The sequence below is a fragment of the Thioalkalivibrio versutus genome (assembly GCF_001999325.1).
Lineage (GTDB): Bacteria > Pseudomonadota > Gammaproteobacteria > Ectothiorhodospirales > Ectothiorhodospiraceae > Thioalkalivibrio > Thioalkalivibrio versutus.
In genome coordinates, this window is the sequence record NZ_MVAR01000016.1 from 1 (window position 1) to 13,711 (window position 13,711).

13 protein-coding genes are annotated in these 13,711 nt (G+C 63.9%); 7 read left to right on the forward strand and 6 right to left on the reverse strand.

Annotation, left to right across the window (positions count from 1 at the left end):
* Positions 1-340: 340 nt before the first annotated feature.
* The 3 genes from B0684_RS06205 to B0684_RS06225 form a co-directional block, all read right to left on the reverse strand.
* Positions 341-595: a type II toxin-antitoxin system mRNA interferase toxin, RelE/StbE family gene (locus B0684_RS06205; protein WP_018650466.1), complete on the reverse strand. Its 255-nt coding sequence runs from the start codon at positions 593-595 to the stop codon at positions 341-343.
* Complete coding sequence (locus tag B0684_RS06210; RefSeq protein ID WP_018650467.1) at positions 592-852, reverse strand: type II toxin-antitoxin system Phd/YefM family antitoxin; 261 nt, start codon at positions 850-852, stop codon at positions 592-594. Before B0684_RS06210 ends, B0684_RS06205 begins: the two co-directional genes overlap by 4 nt.
* Before the next feature lie 617 nt (positions 853-1,469).
* Positions 1,470-1,946 carry a YbhB/YbcL family Raf kinase inhibitor-like protein gene (locus tag B0684_RS06225; protein WP_018650468.1) on the reverse strand — a complete coding sequence of 159 codons (477 nt, stop codon included), beginning with the start codon at positions 1,944-1,946 and terminating at the stop codon, positions 1,470-1,472.
* Between the two features lie 115 nt (positions 1,947-2,061).
* Between B0684_RS06225 and B0684_RS06230 the strand changes: the two genes are divergently transcribed.
* Together B0684_RS06230 and B0684_RS06235 are read left to right on the forward strand one after the other, a co-directional pair.
* Positions 2,062-2,493, forward strand: coding sequence for a hypothetical protein (locus tag B0684_RS06230; RefSeq protein ID WP_018168013.1), 432 nt, complete (start codon positions 2,062-2,064; stop codon positions 2,491-2,493).
* A 139-nt stretch (positions 2,494-2,632) separates the two neighbouring features.
* Positions 2,633-3,586 (forward strand): patatin-like phospholipase family protein, encoded by a 954-nt coding sequence (locus B0684_RS06235; protein WP_018650469.1) that lies wholly within the window; start codon positions 2,633-2,635, stop codon positions 3,584-3,586.
* Between the two features lie 603 nt (positions 3,587-4,189).
* Here B0684_RS06235 and B0684_RS06250 read toward each other — a convergent pair.
* Both B0684_RS06250 and B0684_RS06255 read right to left on the reverse strand, forming a co-directional pair.
* On the reverse strand, positions 4,190-4,444 hold the full coding sequence (locus B0684_RS06250) for a Smr/MutS family protein (RefSeq protein ID WP_018650470.1): 255 nt from the start codon (positions 4,442-4,444) through the stop codon (positions 4,190-4,192).
* 22 nt (positions 4,445-4,466) lie between these two features.
* The gene (locus tag B0684_RS06255) at positions 4,467-4,952 is read right to left on the reverse strand and encodes a universal stress protein (RefSeq protein ID WP_018146349.1); all 486 of its coding nucleotides are present in this window, start codon (positions 4,950-4,952) and stop codon (positions 4,467-4,469) included.
* 141 nt (positions 4,953-5,093) lie between these two features.
* Here B0684_RS06255 and corA point away from each other — a divergent pair, with 141 nt between their 5' ends.
* The gene (corA, locus tag B0684_RS06260; protein ID WP_018650471.1) at positions 5,094-6,176 is read left to right on the forward strand and encodes a magnesium/cobalt transporter CorA; all 1,083 of its coding nucleotides are present in this window, start codon (positions 5,094-5,096) and stop codon (positions 6,174-6,176) included.
* A 365-nt stretch (positions 6,177-6,541) separates the two neighbouring features.
* Here the strand turns inward: corA and B0684_RS06265 are convergent, their stop codons facing one another.
* On the reverse strand, positions 6,542-6,877 hold the full coding sequence (locus B0684_RS06265) for a hypothetical protein (protein ID WP_018168017.1): 336 nt from the start codon (positions 6,875-6,877) through the stop codon (positions 6,542-6,544).
* A 661-nt stretch (positions 6,878-7,538) separates the two neighbouring features.
* On the opposite strand from B0684_RS06265, the gene B0684_RS06270 reads away from it, so the two are divergent.
* The 4 genes from B0684_RS06270 (at position 7,539) to B0684_RS06285 (ending at position 13,653) form a co-directional block, all read left to right on the forward strand.
* Positions 7,539-11,042 (forward strand): class I SAM-dependent DNA methyltransferase, encoded by a 3,504-nt coding sequence (locus tag B0684_RS06270; protein WP_018650472.1) that lies wholly within the window; start codon positions 7,539-7,541, stop codon positions 11,040-11,042.
* A gap of 222 nt (positions 11,043-11,264) precedes the next feature.
* Entirely contained in the window at positions 11,265-12,062 is a 798-nt protein-coding gene (locus tag B0684_RS06275; protein WP_026313087.1) for a hypothetical protein, read from the forward strand.
* 92 nt (positions 12,063-12,154) lie between these two features.
* Positions 12,155-12,733, forward strand: coding sequence for a hypothetical protein (locus B0684_RS06280; RefSeq protein ID WP_018650474.1), 579 nt, complete (start codon positions 12,155-12,157; stop codon positions 12,731-12,733).
* A gap of 107 nt (positions 12,734-12,840) precedes the next feature.
* Positions 12,841-13,653 carry a DUF5677 domain-containing protein gene (locus B0684_RS06285; protein WP_018650475.1) on the forward strand — a complete coding sequence of 271 codons (813 nt, stop codon included), beginning with the start codon at positions 12,841-12,843 and terminating at the stop codon, positions 13,651-13,653.
* The last annotated feature ends 58 nt before the right edge of the window (positions 13,654-13,711 follow it).

Sequence of the window (13,711 nt, forward strand, 5' to 3'; positions counted from 1 at the left end):
CACGCGAAGCCCCTGCCCGCACCAACCGCACCCCCCGTCATCCCGCCCGCAACGCCATACCCCGTCATCCCGGCCGTAGCGCCATCCCCCGTCATCCCGGCCGTAGCGAAGCGAAGAGCCGGGATCTCCAACGCCAGGCCCACCCCCAACGCCCGAGATCCCGGATAACCGCTTCGCGGTTTCCGGGATGACGCCCTCTTCCAGGCCGCCGCCAGCCTTGGCCCCCACCCGCAGGGGGACATCACTGTGGGAGCGTGCTTGCACGCGAAGCCCCTGCCCGCGCCCGACTCTGGCAGGGGCTTCGCCGGCAAGCCGGCTCCCACAAGACATTCCTGCAAGGCTATTCGCCGTAGTGCGTACGCGCCCGGATCACGATCACCAGCAACTGTTCATCCCGAATCGTGTACAGCAGACGGTCCTTGTAGCTGATCCGCAGGGAGTAGTACCCGCGCAGATCACCAACCAGCGCCTTGCCGCAGTACGGGTCAACCGCCACCCGGTTGCGCAGGATCTGCTTCACCTTGTCACGCAGCTTCGGCGCCAGACGCCGCAAGTCCTTCTCGGCTTGACGGGTGAACCGAATGGTCCAGGTCACTGCTTCTCCCCGAACACCTCCTCGAATCCCAGCGTATCGCCTTCATCCGCCTCGCGGCGGCCCTGCTCGAATGCCTGCCGGAAGCCGGGCTCGGAGAGCAGCTCCAGGGTCTCGATCAGGCTGGCGTACTCGTCTTCCGACATCAGCACCGCATCGCCGTTGCGATGCCGGATATGGTAGATCGCGTGCTGTTCGTTCACGCCCTTGAGCAGATCGAACAGACCCTTGCGGGCCTCGGTAGCCGTCAGCGTCGTCATCGCCAGTCACCCGAAACGTACATAAAGTGGTACATATCGTGCGCCCGCCGCACAACCCGGTCAAGACCGAACAGTCCGAAGCAGGATAGGGGCCCTGTAGGAGCGTGCTTGCACGCGAAGCCCCCGCTCGCACCAACCGCACCCCCCCGTCATCCCGGCCGCAACGCCATACCCCGTCATCCCGGCCGTAGCGAAGCGAAGAGCCGGGATCTCCAACGCCAGGCCCACCCCCAGCGCCCGAGATCCCGGATAACCGCTTCGCGGTTTCCGGGATGACGCCGTCTTCTCGAACCCCGCAAGCCTTGTCCCCCGCCGATGGGGGCATCACTGTGGGAGCGTGCTTGCACGCGAAGCCCCTGCCNNCCGTCATCCCGGCCGTAGCGAAGCGAAGAGCCGGGATCTCCAACGCCAGCCCAACCCCCAAACGCCCGAGATCCCGGATAACCGCTTCGCGGTTTCCGGGATGACGCCGTCTTCCAGACCGCCGCCAGCCTTGGCCCCCGCCGGTGGGGGCATCACTGTGGGAGCGTGCTTGCACGCGAATGCCCCTGCCCGCGCCCGACTCTGGCAGGGGCTTCGCCGGCAAGCCGGCTCCCACAAGGCATTCCTACAAGGCCTCAGTCGCGCTGGTAGGTGCCCACCAGGCGGTTCATGCCGATCACGTGGGGCTCGGCGTGCTCCAGGAACTGCCACAGGGTCAGGCCGGGTGGGAGCTGCAGGTCGGCGTCCAGCGCCAGCAGCCAGAAGAAGTAGTGGTGCTTACCGTGGCCCTCGGGCGGCATCGGCCCGCCGTAGCCGGTGCGACCGAAGTCCGTCTGGCCGGTCGCGCCCAGATCGGTCGCCTCGGGGAGGCCATCCAGATTCGGCGGCAGGTTGTACAGCACCCAGTGCACGAAGCCGTAGGTGCCCGGCTGGATCAACGGCGCATCCGGGTCATGGCAGATCACCGCCAGGGACCGGGCGCCCTGCGGCACGTCCCGCCACCGCAATGCCGGGGAGGTGTCCTCACCCTCTCCGCTGTGGCGTTTGGGGATCGGCTGGCCAGGGCCAAAGGCGGAACTCGACAGCTGCATCTCGGACAGTGCAAAACCCATGACGTACTCCTTTGCATTACCTACCCGCACGGTAACGCCGCCGACCGCCGGTCTCCAAGCCAGTACGTGAAGCCCGGCGCTTGCAGACCGCGGACGGCACACGGATGATCCGCGCATGCGCAAGCTACTGAAGAAATGGCTGGGCCGGCGGGATCCGCTGGCGTCCGCCGCCCAGGCGGTTGACCATGGCCGCACGGGCATCGAGACCGTCCTGGGGCTGCCGCACCGACTGTCGGTGCCGCTGCTGCGCCGCCACTTCGGCGACGACGCCGAGCCTTCCGACGCCGCCTTCCGCGAGACCGGTCGGGACGGGTACTGGAAGCTACCGCCGCCCGCCCCCGAGTTCGAAGTGCACTTGTACGGCGACCCGGACGGCCGCCTGACGCTGGGCACCATCCGCGGGCACGGCCCGTACGCCGGCCTCGTAGTCTTCAGCGAATGGTCGCCGGATCACCCCGCCGCCGTCTGGCAGCTGCGGGTCGAAGAACCGGCCGGCGAGTCCGCCCAGGCCCTGCACGACCACCTGCTCGACCCGGACCGCGTATGACCCGCCACTGGAAAAAGCGCACCACACCCCCAACGTTGGGTTAAGCAGGCTCGTCGCGGGCGGCGACGCTCGCAGCGAAGGCTGTGACGCAAGAAGGCGGGGCCCTCCGCAAACACTCCACCCAGGCACACCGACCACCATGACGCGAAAGCCCCAGTCCATCTCCCTGGTCCTCGGCAGCGGCGGCGCCCGCGGTCTGGCACAGATCGGCGTGATCCGCTGGCTGGAGGAGCACTCGGACTACCGCATCCGCTCCATTGCCGGGGCCTCCATGGGCGCGGTCGTCGGCGGCATCTACGCCGCCGGGCAACTGGACGCCTACGAGGCGTGGGTGAAGTCCCTGCGGCGCCAGGACGTCTGGCGGCTGCTGGACTTCTCCTTCCGCGGTGCCGGGCTGATCCGCGGCGACCGCCTGATCGAGAAGCTGCGCGACATGCTCGGCGACATGGACATCGAGGACCTGCCGATCTCGTTCACCGCCGTGGCCACCGATATCGAACGCGAACGCGAGGTCTGGCTGAACTCCGGCTCGCTGTTCGACGCCATCCGCGCCTCCATCGCCATCCCCACCGTGTTCACCCCGGTGCGCCACAAGGGCCGGCTGCTGGTGGACGGCGGCCTGCTGAACCCGGTCCCGATCGCCCCGACCCTGACCGACGACACCGACATCACCCTGGCCGTCAGCCTGAACGGCCGCGTCGGCGAAGAGCTGATCCGTCCCGAGCGCGCCAAGGCGCCCGACCCGGACCGGGAAGAACCCGACAGCGGGTTCCTCAACCATCGCCTGACCGACGCCCTGCCGGATCGCGTCGGCAGCTGGCTGCTGGACTGGCAGGACAAGCTGGGCCTGGGCGAGACCGACCCCGGCCTGAGCCGTGAGCAGGAAGCCCACGCGCTGGGCATGATCGACATCGTCTCCCACTCCATCGAGGCCATGCAGGGCACGATCGCGCGCTTTCGCATCGCCGCCTACAACCCCGAGCACCTGATCGAAGTCCCGGTCAACGCCTGCGGCATATTCGACTTCCACCGCGCCGCCGAGATGATCGACCTCGGCTACGAACTCGCCGACCACAAACTAGGGAGACGCTGATCCATCCCCACGTCCGCGCCAGCCACACACCCCGTCATCCCGGCCGTAGCGCAGCGAAGAGCCGGGATCTCCAACGCCACGCCCACCACCAACGCCCGAGATCCCGGATAACCGCTTCGCGGTTTCCGGGATGACAGCACCTTCCGGACCGCCAGAAGCCTTAGTTGCCCCCCCGGTGGGAACATCACTGTAGGAGCGTGCTTGCACGCGAATGCCCCTGCCAGAGTCGGACGCGGGCAGGGGCTTCGCGTGCAAGCACGCTCCTACAGAACCCCAGCCCATATCCTCCCGGCCATCGCCCCCACCAGGTCATCCCGGCCGCCGCGCCACACCCCGTCATCCCGGCCAGCGCCCCTACCCCCGTCATCCCGGCCGTAGCGCAGCGAAGAGCCGGGATCTCCAACGCCAGCCCACGCCCCAACGCCCGAGATCCCGGATAACCGCTTTGCGGTTTCCGGGATGACAGCTTCTTCCGGGCCGCCAGAAGCCTTAGTTGCCCCCCGGTGGGACCATCACTGTGGGAGCGTGCTTGCACGCGAAGCCCCTGCCAAAGTCGGATGCAGGCACGCGCCGACAGCACCCCGAACTGTAGGAGGCCTCGGATCAATGCTTGAAGTGCACGAACAGCCGCCCGTGGTTCTTCGAATCCTTCTCCAGGCGGTGATAGCGCGCCTTGACCTCCGGCTGCTGCAAAAAGCGCAGCACGCGCTTCTTCAACTGCCCGCTGCCCTTGCCGTGGATGATCTCCACCGTCTTGATGCGCTTGTCGCAGGCCTGCTCGATCACGCCGTTCAGCTCGGCGTCGATCCGGCGGCCATTGCGGAAGCACTCGTGCAGATCGATCGACAACCGCGACATCGCGAACCCCGCGAGTAGAGGCTCAGTTCACCGTCACCACGATACAGCGCGCCAGCTGCTGCACCTTGTGCGAGACACTCCCGGAGAGCAGCCCCTGCAGGCCCCCAAGGCCGCGCGAGCCCATCACCACCATGTCCACGTCGTGATACTCGGCCTGTTGCAGGATCACCTTGGCCGGAGAGCCGTCTTCCACATGGTGCTCGATGTCGGTCACGCCCAGATCGGTGAAGTATCCGTGGGCCTGCTCGATCAGCTTCTTCGCGATATCCCGCAGCACCTTCGGCGGCACCGCGGCGCCCACGGCCGCACCGCCCGCTGCCAGCGGCGGATCGTTCGGGTCCGGCAGGTCCGAGAGCTGGCGGATATGCGGCGGCACCTCGCCCTGCAGCAGCACGCTAACCAACACCACCCGGGCGTGATACTTGGACGCCAGATCCGCGGCCACTTCCACCGCCCGCCAGGCGTTGGCGGAACCATCCACCGGCACCAACATGGTCTTCAGTTCCATACCGCGCTCCTTGTTCCTCACCCCGTGGGACCCAGCCGCCTCCGCGGCCGTTCAGTCGCCGCCCAGACTGCCAGAGTTGCCCCCCGCGCGCAGCACTTTTCAGCACCCTATACTGGGCAGAAAATCGGCACAGGAACCGCGATGACCCGCCTGTTCGAAAAGACCTACCTCAAGCCCGGCGCCGCCCCCGGCCACGGCGCCCACGCCACCGAACACCCGCACGCCGACGACGCCACCGTCTCCGCCTGGCACTACCATCGCGAGCAGCTCGTCGAGCTCGACCCGCAGCGCACCCTGCGCGAAGGCGTGCCGACCCTCGACGGCGGATTCGTCTGGCTGCACCTGCAGGGGGCCCCCAGCCCGCGCCAATTGCACGACCTGGGCGAGGCCTTCGACCTGCACCCGCTGGCGCTGGAAGACGTGCGCCACCAGGGCCAGCGTCCCAAGGTCGACTTCTTCGACGCGCAAATGGTCGCCATCCTGCGTCAGCCGCGCCATCACAACGGCAACATCGAACTCGACCAGCTCAACCTGTTCGTGGTGGGCACCCACCTCGTCATCAGCGTCCATAGCGGCGCGGCCGATCCCTTCGGGCCGGTCCGCGAACGGATGCGCAACGCCAACCGCAACTTCAACCGCCTAGGCGCCGCGTACCTCGCCTACGCCCTGATGGACAGCGTGATCGACCAGGCCTTCCCGGTGCTGGAACACATCAGCGAACGCCTGGAGACACTGGAAGAGACCGTCCTCGACCAGCCCGACCGCCACACCCTCAACGAGATCCATATCCTGCGGCGCGAGCTCCTCGTCCTGCGCCGCCAGCTCTGGCCCACGCGTGACGTGATCGCCCGCCTCATGCGCGACGACCTCGAGCCCTTCACCCCGGAGCTGTTCCCGTACCTGCGCGACGCCTACGACCACACCATCCAGATCATGGATCTGCTGGAGTCCTACCGCGAAATGGCGGCCACCCTGATCGAGGCCTACATGTCCGCCATCAACCAGCGCTCCAACGACGTCATGCGCGTGCTCACCATCATCGCCACCATCTTCATCCCGCTCACCTTCATCGTCGGCATCTACGGCATGAACTTCGAGCACCCCGACAGCCCCTGGTCCATGCCCGAGCTCTACACCTACTACGGCTACCCCATCCTGCTCGGCATCATGCTCGCCGTCGTCGCCGTCATGCTCTACCTCTTCCGCCGCCGCGGCTGGCTGTAACCAGCCATCTCCCCCTCACTGCAGGCTCCTTCATATAAAACCCGCGATGATCCCGCCCGCTGCGCCCCACCTCGTCATCCCGGCCGCAGCGCCACGACGAGCCGGGATCTCCACCGCCAAGACCCTCCCCGACGCCCGAGATCCCGGATAACCGCTTCGCGGTTTCCGGGATGACGACACTGGGACAAAGCGCGGCTTCCGGAGCAACAAAGCCAACGACCGACCGGGAACAACAGCAGGGTCGGACCACGATAACGGGTTTGAAGCCTCGCCCGGCCGGGCTATAGGGGGGAAGCACCGGGGCGATGGGAGACAATCAAAAAAGCCGGGCGGGGAGCCCGGCTTGTTGAGGGGACTGGGGCTTGTTACCAGTCAGGGGCCCCTTCGTCATCGTCATCGTCGTCGTCTTCTTCGTCGTGGTCACCCATGGAGCCGCCGGCCGCACCACCTTCGGCACCACCGCCGCCCATGGTGCCGCCGCCACCGGCGCCACCAGCACCCCCTTCCGGAGCACCCGCGCCGCCACCGGCAGCGCCTTCGGGAGCGCCAGCGCCTCCTTCAGCACCGGCACCGGCCTCCGGGGCACCGGTATCTGCGCCGGCGTCGCCGCCCGCCTGGGCGTGCGCCGCGCCAAGGCCGCCCAGCGCAAACATGGAACCCAGCACCATCGCGATCGCAGTTTTCTGGAAAGTCGACATCATGGTTCTCTCCTTCAAGTTGGAATCGAGTCACAGCCAACCGAATCGGGCCAGTCAGGCTTTCAATTGACTGCGCCAGAGAAGGAGCAAGGGGGATGCCAAACATGACCCCTGCTGACGAAGATCTCATCATCGAAACAAAGTGTGATCGATTCCGCTGGCTCACACCGCAACACTCCACTCCGGAATGATGCAAAACGACACATGGGTTATCGCGACCGGGTCAGAACGCCACACCGCCCACGCGGAAAACAAGATCATGCGCCCGCCAGGGCGAACCGCGCGCCCGAGCTTCGTGCCAGAACCAGAATGCTTTCACAGGAAGACACGCAGACCGGAAGGTTCAGGCTTGGCGAGTGCCCAGGGCACCGGACGCCACGGCGCTTCGCGCCTCACGATGACGGGACAGATGCCCCACATTTGGCAGGCACCAACGCCAAACCCGAAACCCCCGCCGCAGCCCCACACCCCGTCATCCCGGCCGCAGCGCAGCGAAGAGCCGGGATCTCCCACGCTAGCCACCCCACTCGCGCCATCCAAACCCCACAAACCCCGTCATCGCGAGGCCGCAACGCGGCCGCGGCGATCTCCAACCGAAGCCACAGACGACAACACCGCCACGGATCGGTAAGGTGACCCCCAAACGAAAACGGACCTTCGTCACATGGAAGTCACCCCGGGCAACCCGGCCCACGCCGCGTCCTTCGATCACGACACCGCAACGCCCCTGGCCGCCCCCGAGCAGGTCGAGGCGTTCATCGAGCGCTGGCGCGACACCGGCGGCTCCGAGCGCGCCAACTACCAGCTCTTCCTCACCGAGCTGTGCGCGCTGCTGGACCTGCCCCAGCCCGACCCGGCCAGCGACGACACCGCCGACAACGCCTACGTGTTCGAACGCCGCGTCACCATCCGCAACCCGGATGGCAGCGAGAACCGCGGCTACATCGACCTCTACCGCCGCGGCTGCTTCGTGCTGGAGGCCAAGCAGACCGGCAAGGGCCTGCACACCCAGGGCTGGGACAAGGCCATGCTCGCCGCGCAGAACCAGGCCGACCAGTACGTGCGCGCCCTCCCGCAAGACGAAGGCCGCCCGCCGTTCATCGTCGTCACCGATGTCGGCCGCAGCCTCGAGCTCTACTCCGAGTTCTCCCGCTCCGGCGGCACCTACGTCCCGTACCCGGACCCAAGCCGCCACCGCATCCGCCTGGAAGACCTGCGCGACCCCGAGATCCAGCAGCGCCTGCACCACCTGTGGCTCGCGCCGGACCAGCTCGACGCCAGCAAGCACGCCGCCCGCGTCACCCGCGAGGTCAGCGCGCGCCTGGCCGAACTCGCCAAATCCCTGGAACAGCAGGGCTTTGAAGTCGAGCGCGTCGCCCACTTCCTCAAGCGCTGCCTGTTCACCATGTTCAGCGAGGACGTCGAACTCCTGCCCAAGGGCAGCTTCACCGCCCTGCTGGAACGCCTGCAGCAAAACCCCGAACACTTCCCCGACGCCATGCGCTCCCTATGGGAGACGATGAACACCGGCGGCTATGAAGGCCAGCTGATGCACAAGGTGCAGCGCTTCAACGGCGGCCTGTTCCAGAACATCGACCCCATCCCGCTCAACGCCGACCAGATCGGCCTGCTCATCCAGGCCGGCAAGGCCGACTGGCGCTTCGTCGAACCCGCCATCTTCGGCACCCTGCTAGAACGCGCGCTGGACCCGCGCGAACGCCACAAACTCGGCGCCCACTACACCCCGCGCGCCTACGTGGAACGCCTGGTCATGCCCACGCTCATCGAACCCCTGCGCGCCGAATGGAACACCGTGCAGGTCGCCGCCGAAGCCTGGCTGCAACAGAACAAGCCCGACAAGGCCCTGGACGAGCTGCACCGCTTCCACCACCGACTGTGCGAGACGCGCGTGCTCGACCCCGCCTGCGGCTCCGGCAACTTCCTCTACGTCGCGCTGGAACACCTCAAGCGCCTCGAAGGCGAAGTGCTCAACCTCATCCGCGACCTGAGCGCCGGCCAGGCCACCTTCGACACCGAAGGCCTCACCGTCGACCCGCACCAGTTCCTCGGGCTGGAGATCAACCCGCGCGCCGCCGCCATCGCCGAAATCGTGCTGTGGATCGGCTACCTGCAATGGCACTACCGCCTGCACGGCCGCCTCAGCCTGCCCGAACCCATCCTGCGCGACTTCCACAACATCGAATGCCGCGACGCGCTGATCGACTTTGATGCCCGCGAACCCATGACCGACGAGCACGGCGAACCCGTGACCATCTGGGACGGCATCAGCTACAAGAAAAGCCCCGTCACCGGCGAACTCATCCCCGACGAGACCGGCCGCACCCCCGTCTACCACTACAGCAACCCCCGCCGCGCCGAATGGCCCGAAGCCGACTTCATCGTCGGCAACCCGCCGTTTATTGGCGCCGCCACCATGCGCCGCGCACTGGGCGACGGCTACGTGGACGCCGTGCGCAAGGTCTTCAAGGGCATCGTCCCGGACTCCGCCGACTTCGTCATGTACTGGTGGCACATCGCCGCCGAGAAGGTCCGCAAGGGCGAGGTCCGGCGCTTCGGCTTTATCACCACCAACAGCCTGCGCCAGACCTTCAACCGCCGCGTACTCGAACCGCATCTGAGCGACAGCAAGAAGCCCCTGTCGCTCGCCTTCGCCATCCCCGACCACCCCTGGGTGGACAGCGCCGACGGTGCCGCCGTGCGCATTGCCATGACCGTCGGCGTACCCGGAGACCAGCCCGGCACCCTGCGCCATGTTGTCAACGAACGCGACGCCGGCGACGACGCACGCACCGTGGAACTGAGCCACAGGCCCGGCAAGCTATTCTCGGACCTCACCATCGGCGCCAACGTCGCTGGCGCCATCACTTTGCAAGCCAATCAGGGCATCAGCAGCCCTGGCGTAAAACTGCACGGTGCCGGCTTCATCGTGACGCCGGACGAGGCAGCAGAACTCGGTTTGGGCAAAACACCCGAAACCGCCCGCGTCATTCGCGAGTACCGCAACGGACGGGACCTCACCCAGAGACCGCGCGGCGTCAGGGTCATCGACCTGTTCGGACTCACTTCCGACGAGGTAAGGGACCAATTCCCGGCGATCTATCAGTGGGTGCTCCAACGTGTAAAACCCGAGCGCGACCAGAACAAGCGCGCTACGTACCGTGACTACTGGTGGCTTTTTGGGGAAGCACGCCGAGACTGGCGAACCATGGCTACCGGGCTGCCACGTTACATCGCCACCGTCGAAACCACGAAGCATCGCGTCTTCCAGTTTCTCGACGCGGACATCCTTCCCGACAACATGCTGGTGAACATCGCCATCGACCGGCCCGCCACCTTGGGGGTCCTGTCCAGTCGCATCCATCTCACCTGGGCGCTTGCCATGGGCGGCACGCTGGAAGACCGCCCCCGCTACAACAAGACCCGCTGCTTCGAGACCTTCCCCTTCCCGGAACTCGACGACCAGCAGGTCGCCACCATCGGCGACCTCGCCGAACGCATCGACGCCCACCGCAAGGCACGCCAGGCCGAGCACCCGGACCTCACCCTCACCGGCATGTACAACGTGCTGGAGAAACTGCGCGCCGAAGAACCGCTGACCGCCAAGGAACGCACCATCCACGAACAGGGCCTCGTCTCCCTGCTGCGCGAACTGCACGACAACCTCGACCGCGCCGTCTTCGACGCCTACGGCTGGAACGACCTCGCCGACCGCCTCGTCGGCCGCCCCGGCGCCACCACCCCGCTGCCGGACAAACCCGCCGACCAGGCCGAAGCCGAAGAAGAACTCCTCAGCCGCCTCGTCGCACTCAACGCCGAACGCGCCGCCGAAGAAGCCCAGGCCCACATCCGCTGGCTCCGCCCCGACTACCAGGCCCCCGAAGCCACCCAGACCACCGCTACGCTCGAAGCCAAACCCGAGGCCGCCGCCGAGACCCCGACCGAACCGGCCAAAAAGCCCACCTGGCCCAAATCCATGCCCGACCAGGTCGAAGCCGTCCGCCGCCTCCTCGCCATCGGCCCCCAGACCCCAGAAGCCCTGGCCACCCACTTCAAGCGCAAACCCACAAAGTCGATCACCCAGGTCCTCGCTGCCCTCCAAATCCTCGGCCAGGCAACAACCGACAACGACCACTGGCGCCTGACATGACAAACGACCAGCAGCACCAAGGGCTCACCGCTCGGCGATGGCCCCAAACCGCATCGACAGCCGCCCGAGATAACACGCTGCTAAAAACCACCGCGGCGACACACCCACCTGATTTAACGACGGTTTCTGACGCCACGCGCCCGGTTCAATATCCAATTAAACACGCGCGCACGTTCATCCAATATCCGTGCGCGCCATCCAACCACTGTTAGAAGAAAAACAATGGCATCTGAGATAGAGAAGCGACGTCGTCGCAAGACAGCACTTCAGATCTTGGAGGATTTGGGCCGAAAGGAAGAGCACGTTCTTTTGGTTCACTACTCTTGCGAGAGCTTTTACGATCGCCCCGAAGGTCAGACGCCAAGGGTTACGTCTATTGCTGTCCGAAATTATCTGTCAGCGCAAACAGTTTCCTTCTCGATCCATAAGATTGCCGAGGTCGAGGGCGTAGATTTTTCATATATAGAGAACAACTACGACCGCCTGGAGAAGGAGATGCTCGCAGAGTTCTTTAACTTCCTCCGGGAGCGAAAGACTCACATTTGGGTTCATTGGAATATGCGCGACATAAATTATGGGTTCCCCGCTCTTGAGCATCGTTTTCGGGTGCTGGGCGGGCAGCCCGAGATCCTTGAAGACTCTCAGAAAGTCGACTTGGCTCGCCTTCTCATTGCGCTGTATGGAGCTCGATACACCGGGCATCCAAGGTTGGAAAGCTTAATGAAGAAAAACGGGATGACTGATTTGAATTTTCTGACGGGAAAAGAAGAAGCCGATGCGTTCGAAAACAAGGAATATGTGAAGCTCCATCAGTCGACGCTTCGAAAAGTTGATGTTTTCTCAAATATTCTCGGTAGAACCGTGGATGGCAGCCTTAAGACCAATGCACGATGGTTCGATATTCACGGAATAAACCCCAAACTATGGGCCGAAGTGGCAGCGCAGCACTGGATCGTTGTTCTAATTGGCTTGGCTGCAAGTGTCCTCTCAATCGGGTTGGCAATTGCGAACATCTTCTAACCAGGCGCTGTTGCCGGACAATTTTTCCACCGCTTCGCGGTTCCACAATTGCCGCAAAGCTTCGCGTTAGCTTCCACAGGAAATAAATTTTTATGGATATACCAGCTTCAGTCTACATCGCAATTGGTGCAGTGCTAGCTGCTTTGGTCGCAGGTTTTTTCTCGTTTTTAAACCTGATCAGTTCGAAGGAGAACAAGGTATCAGAGTTCCGCCAGTCCTGGATTGACGGAATCCGCGAGGAAGTCGCCGATTTCACTGCCGCCCTACAGGAGGTTACGCGGATAAGGGGGCATAGTAATGACAACGAAGAAGCGATGGCTGAATACCACAAGGTTAGTGCTCCCGGCTACTTCAAGGCCACAAAAGCGCTGACAAAAATTCAGCTGCGCCTCAATCCGGTACATGCAAAGGAAAGCCCAGAAAGTCACGAGGCTAAACTTCTGAACGCATTGAACTCGGCGCGTAAGCATTTCAACAATGAAGACTATGCTAATGCGATCGCTTCCGGCGAAGACATCCGAAGTGCGGCAGCACCATTTCTCAAGGATGAATGGGAGCGCGTTAAGAACGGCGAAGAGCGATATCAGGCGATTCGCGATAATGCACTGCGTACGATCAAGGGCGGAATTGCCTTAGTAATTATTCTGTCATTTGTTTCATTGCTCACCTAGTAGATGGTGTGAAAGCTAACAAGTGGCAGCAGTCGGAACGTTTTTCTGCTCCTTCGTCGCTCCAAAACGTCCGCTGTGCCAAGCGTTAGATCGCGGAGGGAACGGGTATGGCATATGAAGCGGATGGGTACTATTCCGAAGAGGCTTCGGCGTGGTCGAGACAAAATCGGAAACAGCATACTCTCCTCTTTGACCTTGCTGCCCGAATGAACCGCCATTGCCATGAGGTGGCTTGCGGACTGCAAATCGATAATTCCAACGGACAGCAGGTCATTTGTTCCGCGCTCTTCGTGCGCGCGCTGGAGTTCTTCCAGGGGTCGTTGATTTTGATCGAGCGCGGCCTTTCCAATCCAGCGAAAGTGATGCTCCGCTCGTTCCTAGAGACTACGTTCACCATTCGTGCCGTAGCGGCGGACGTTGAGATCATGAGGCGCTATGTCGCCGCCGACCAATTTGAGCGGCTGCGGGCGCTTCGAAAGGTGCGACAGAACTCATCGGCGTTTGAAGCGGCTCTGATCGATCGAGATCGTGAAGAGCTCGAACAGCTAATCGACAACCTTGAGGCGGACGAGAATGTGAATCGGAGCCTCAAGATACCGATTCACGAACTAGCAGAGAAAGCTGAACTCACTGACACCTATGACACGGCGTATGGTTACTTGAGTAGTACGGTCCATTCAGCCGTGCGAGATCTAGAGCAGTACCTTGAGCTGGACGATGAGGGGGAAATCCATCGGATGCGCTGGGGGCCTGAAGGCTCCGATACCGCAAAGTTATTGATTACAGCGATCGAATCAATGTCTCACTCCCTCGAAGCAATGGAACTTCTCTTTGGCATTGAACGGGATGCTCACATTGAGCTTTCCGGCGAGTTTGATCGGGCAGCACGGGAAGCCTTGGGTTATCCGCAATCTAACTAGTGGCTGCAGGGGACGTTTGACCCGTCGGCCATTTTGCAATCGCAAAATGGCCGACGGG

What these genes read in the sequence shown, in the direction of transcription:
- B0684_RS06210 (WP_018650467.1), bottom strand. Translation starts at nt 852, where the DNA reads ATGACGACGCTGACGGCTACCGAGGCCCGCAAGGGTCTGTTCGATCTG.
- B0684_RS06225 (WP_018650468.1), bottom strand. Translation starts at nt 1,946, where the DNA reads ATGGGTTTTGCACTGTCCGAGATGCAGCTGTCGAGTTCCGCCTTTGGC.
- B0684_RS06230 (WP_018168013.1), top strand. Translation starts at nt 2,062, where the DNA reads ATGCGCAAGCTACTGAAGAAATGGCTGGGCCGGCGGGATCCGCTGGCG.
- B0684_RS06235 (WP_018650469.1), top strand. Translation starts at nt 2,633, where the DNA reads ATGACGCGAAAGCCCCAGTCCATCTCCCTGGTCCTCGGCAGCGGCGGC.
- B0684_RS06250 (WP_018650470.1), bottom strand. Translation starts at nt 4,444, where the DNA reads ATGTCGCGGTTGTCGATCGATCTGCACGAGTGCTTCCGCAATGGCCGC.
- B0684_RS06255 (WP_018146349.1), bottom strand. Translation starts at nt 4,952, where the DNA reads ATGGAACTGAAGACCATGTTGGTGCCGGTGGATGGTTCCGCCAACGCC.
- corA (WP_018650471.1), top strand. Translation starts at nt 5,094, where the DNA reads ATGACCCGCCTGTTCGAAAAGACCTACCTCAAGCCCGGCGCCGCCCCC.
- B0684_RS06265 (WP_018168017.1), bottom strand. Translation starts at nt 6,877, where the DNA reads ATGATGTCGACTTTCCAGAAAACTGCGATCGCGATGGTGCTGGGTTCC.
- B0684_RS06270 (WP_018650472.1), top strand. Translation starts at nt 7,539, where the DNA reads ATGGAAGTCACCCCGGGCAACCCGGCCCACGCCGCGTCCTTCGATCAC.
- B0684_RS06275 (WP_026313087.1), top strand. Translation starts at nt 11,265, where the DNA reads ATGGCATCTGAGATAGAGAAGCGACGTCGTCGCAAGACAGCACTTCAG.
- B0684_RS06280 (WP_018650474.1), top strand. Translation starts at nt 12,155, where the DNA reads ATGGATATACCAGCTTCAGTCTACATCGCAATTGGTGCAGTGCTAGCT.
- B0684_RS06285 (WP_018650475.1), top strand. Translation starts at nt 12,841, where the DNA reads ATGGCATATGAAGCGGATGGGTACTATTCCGAAGAGGCTTCGGCGTGG.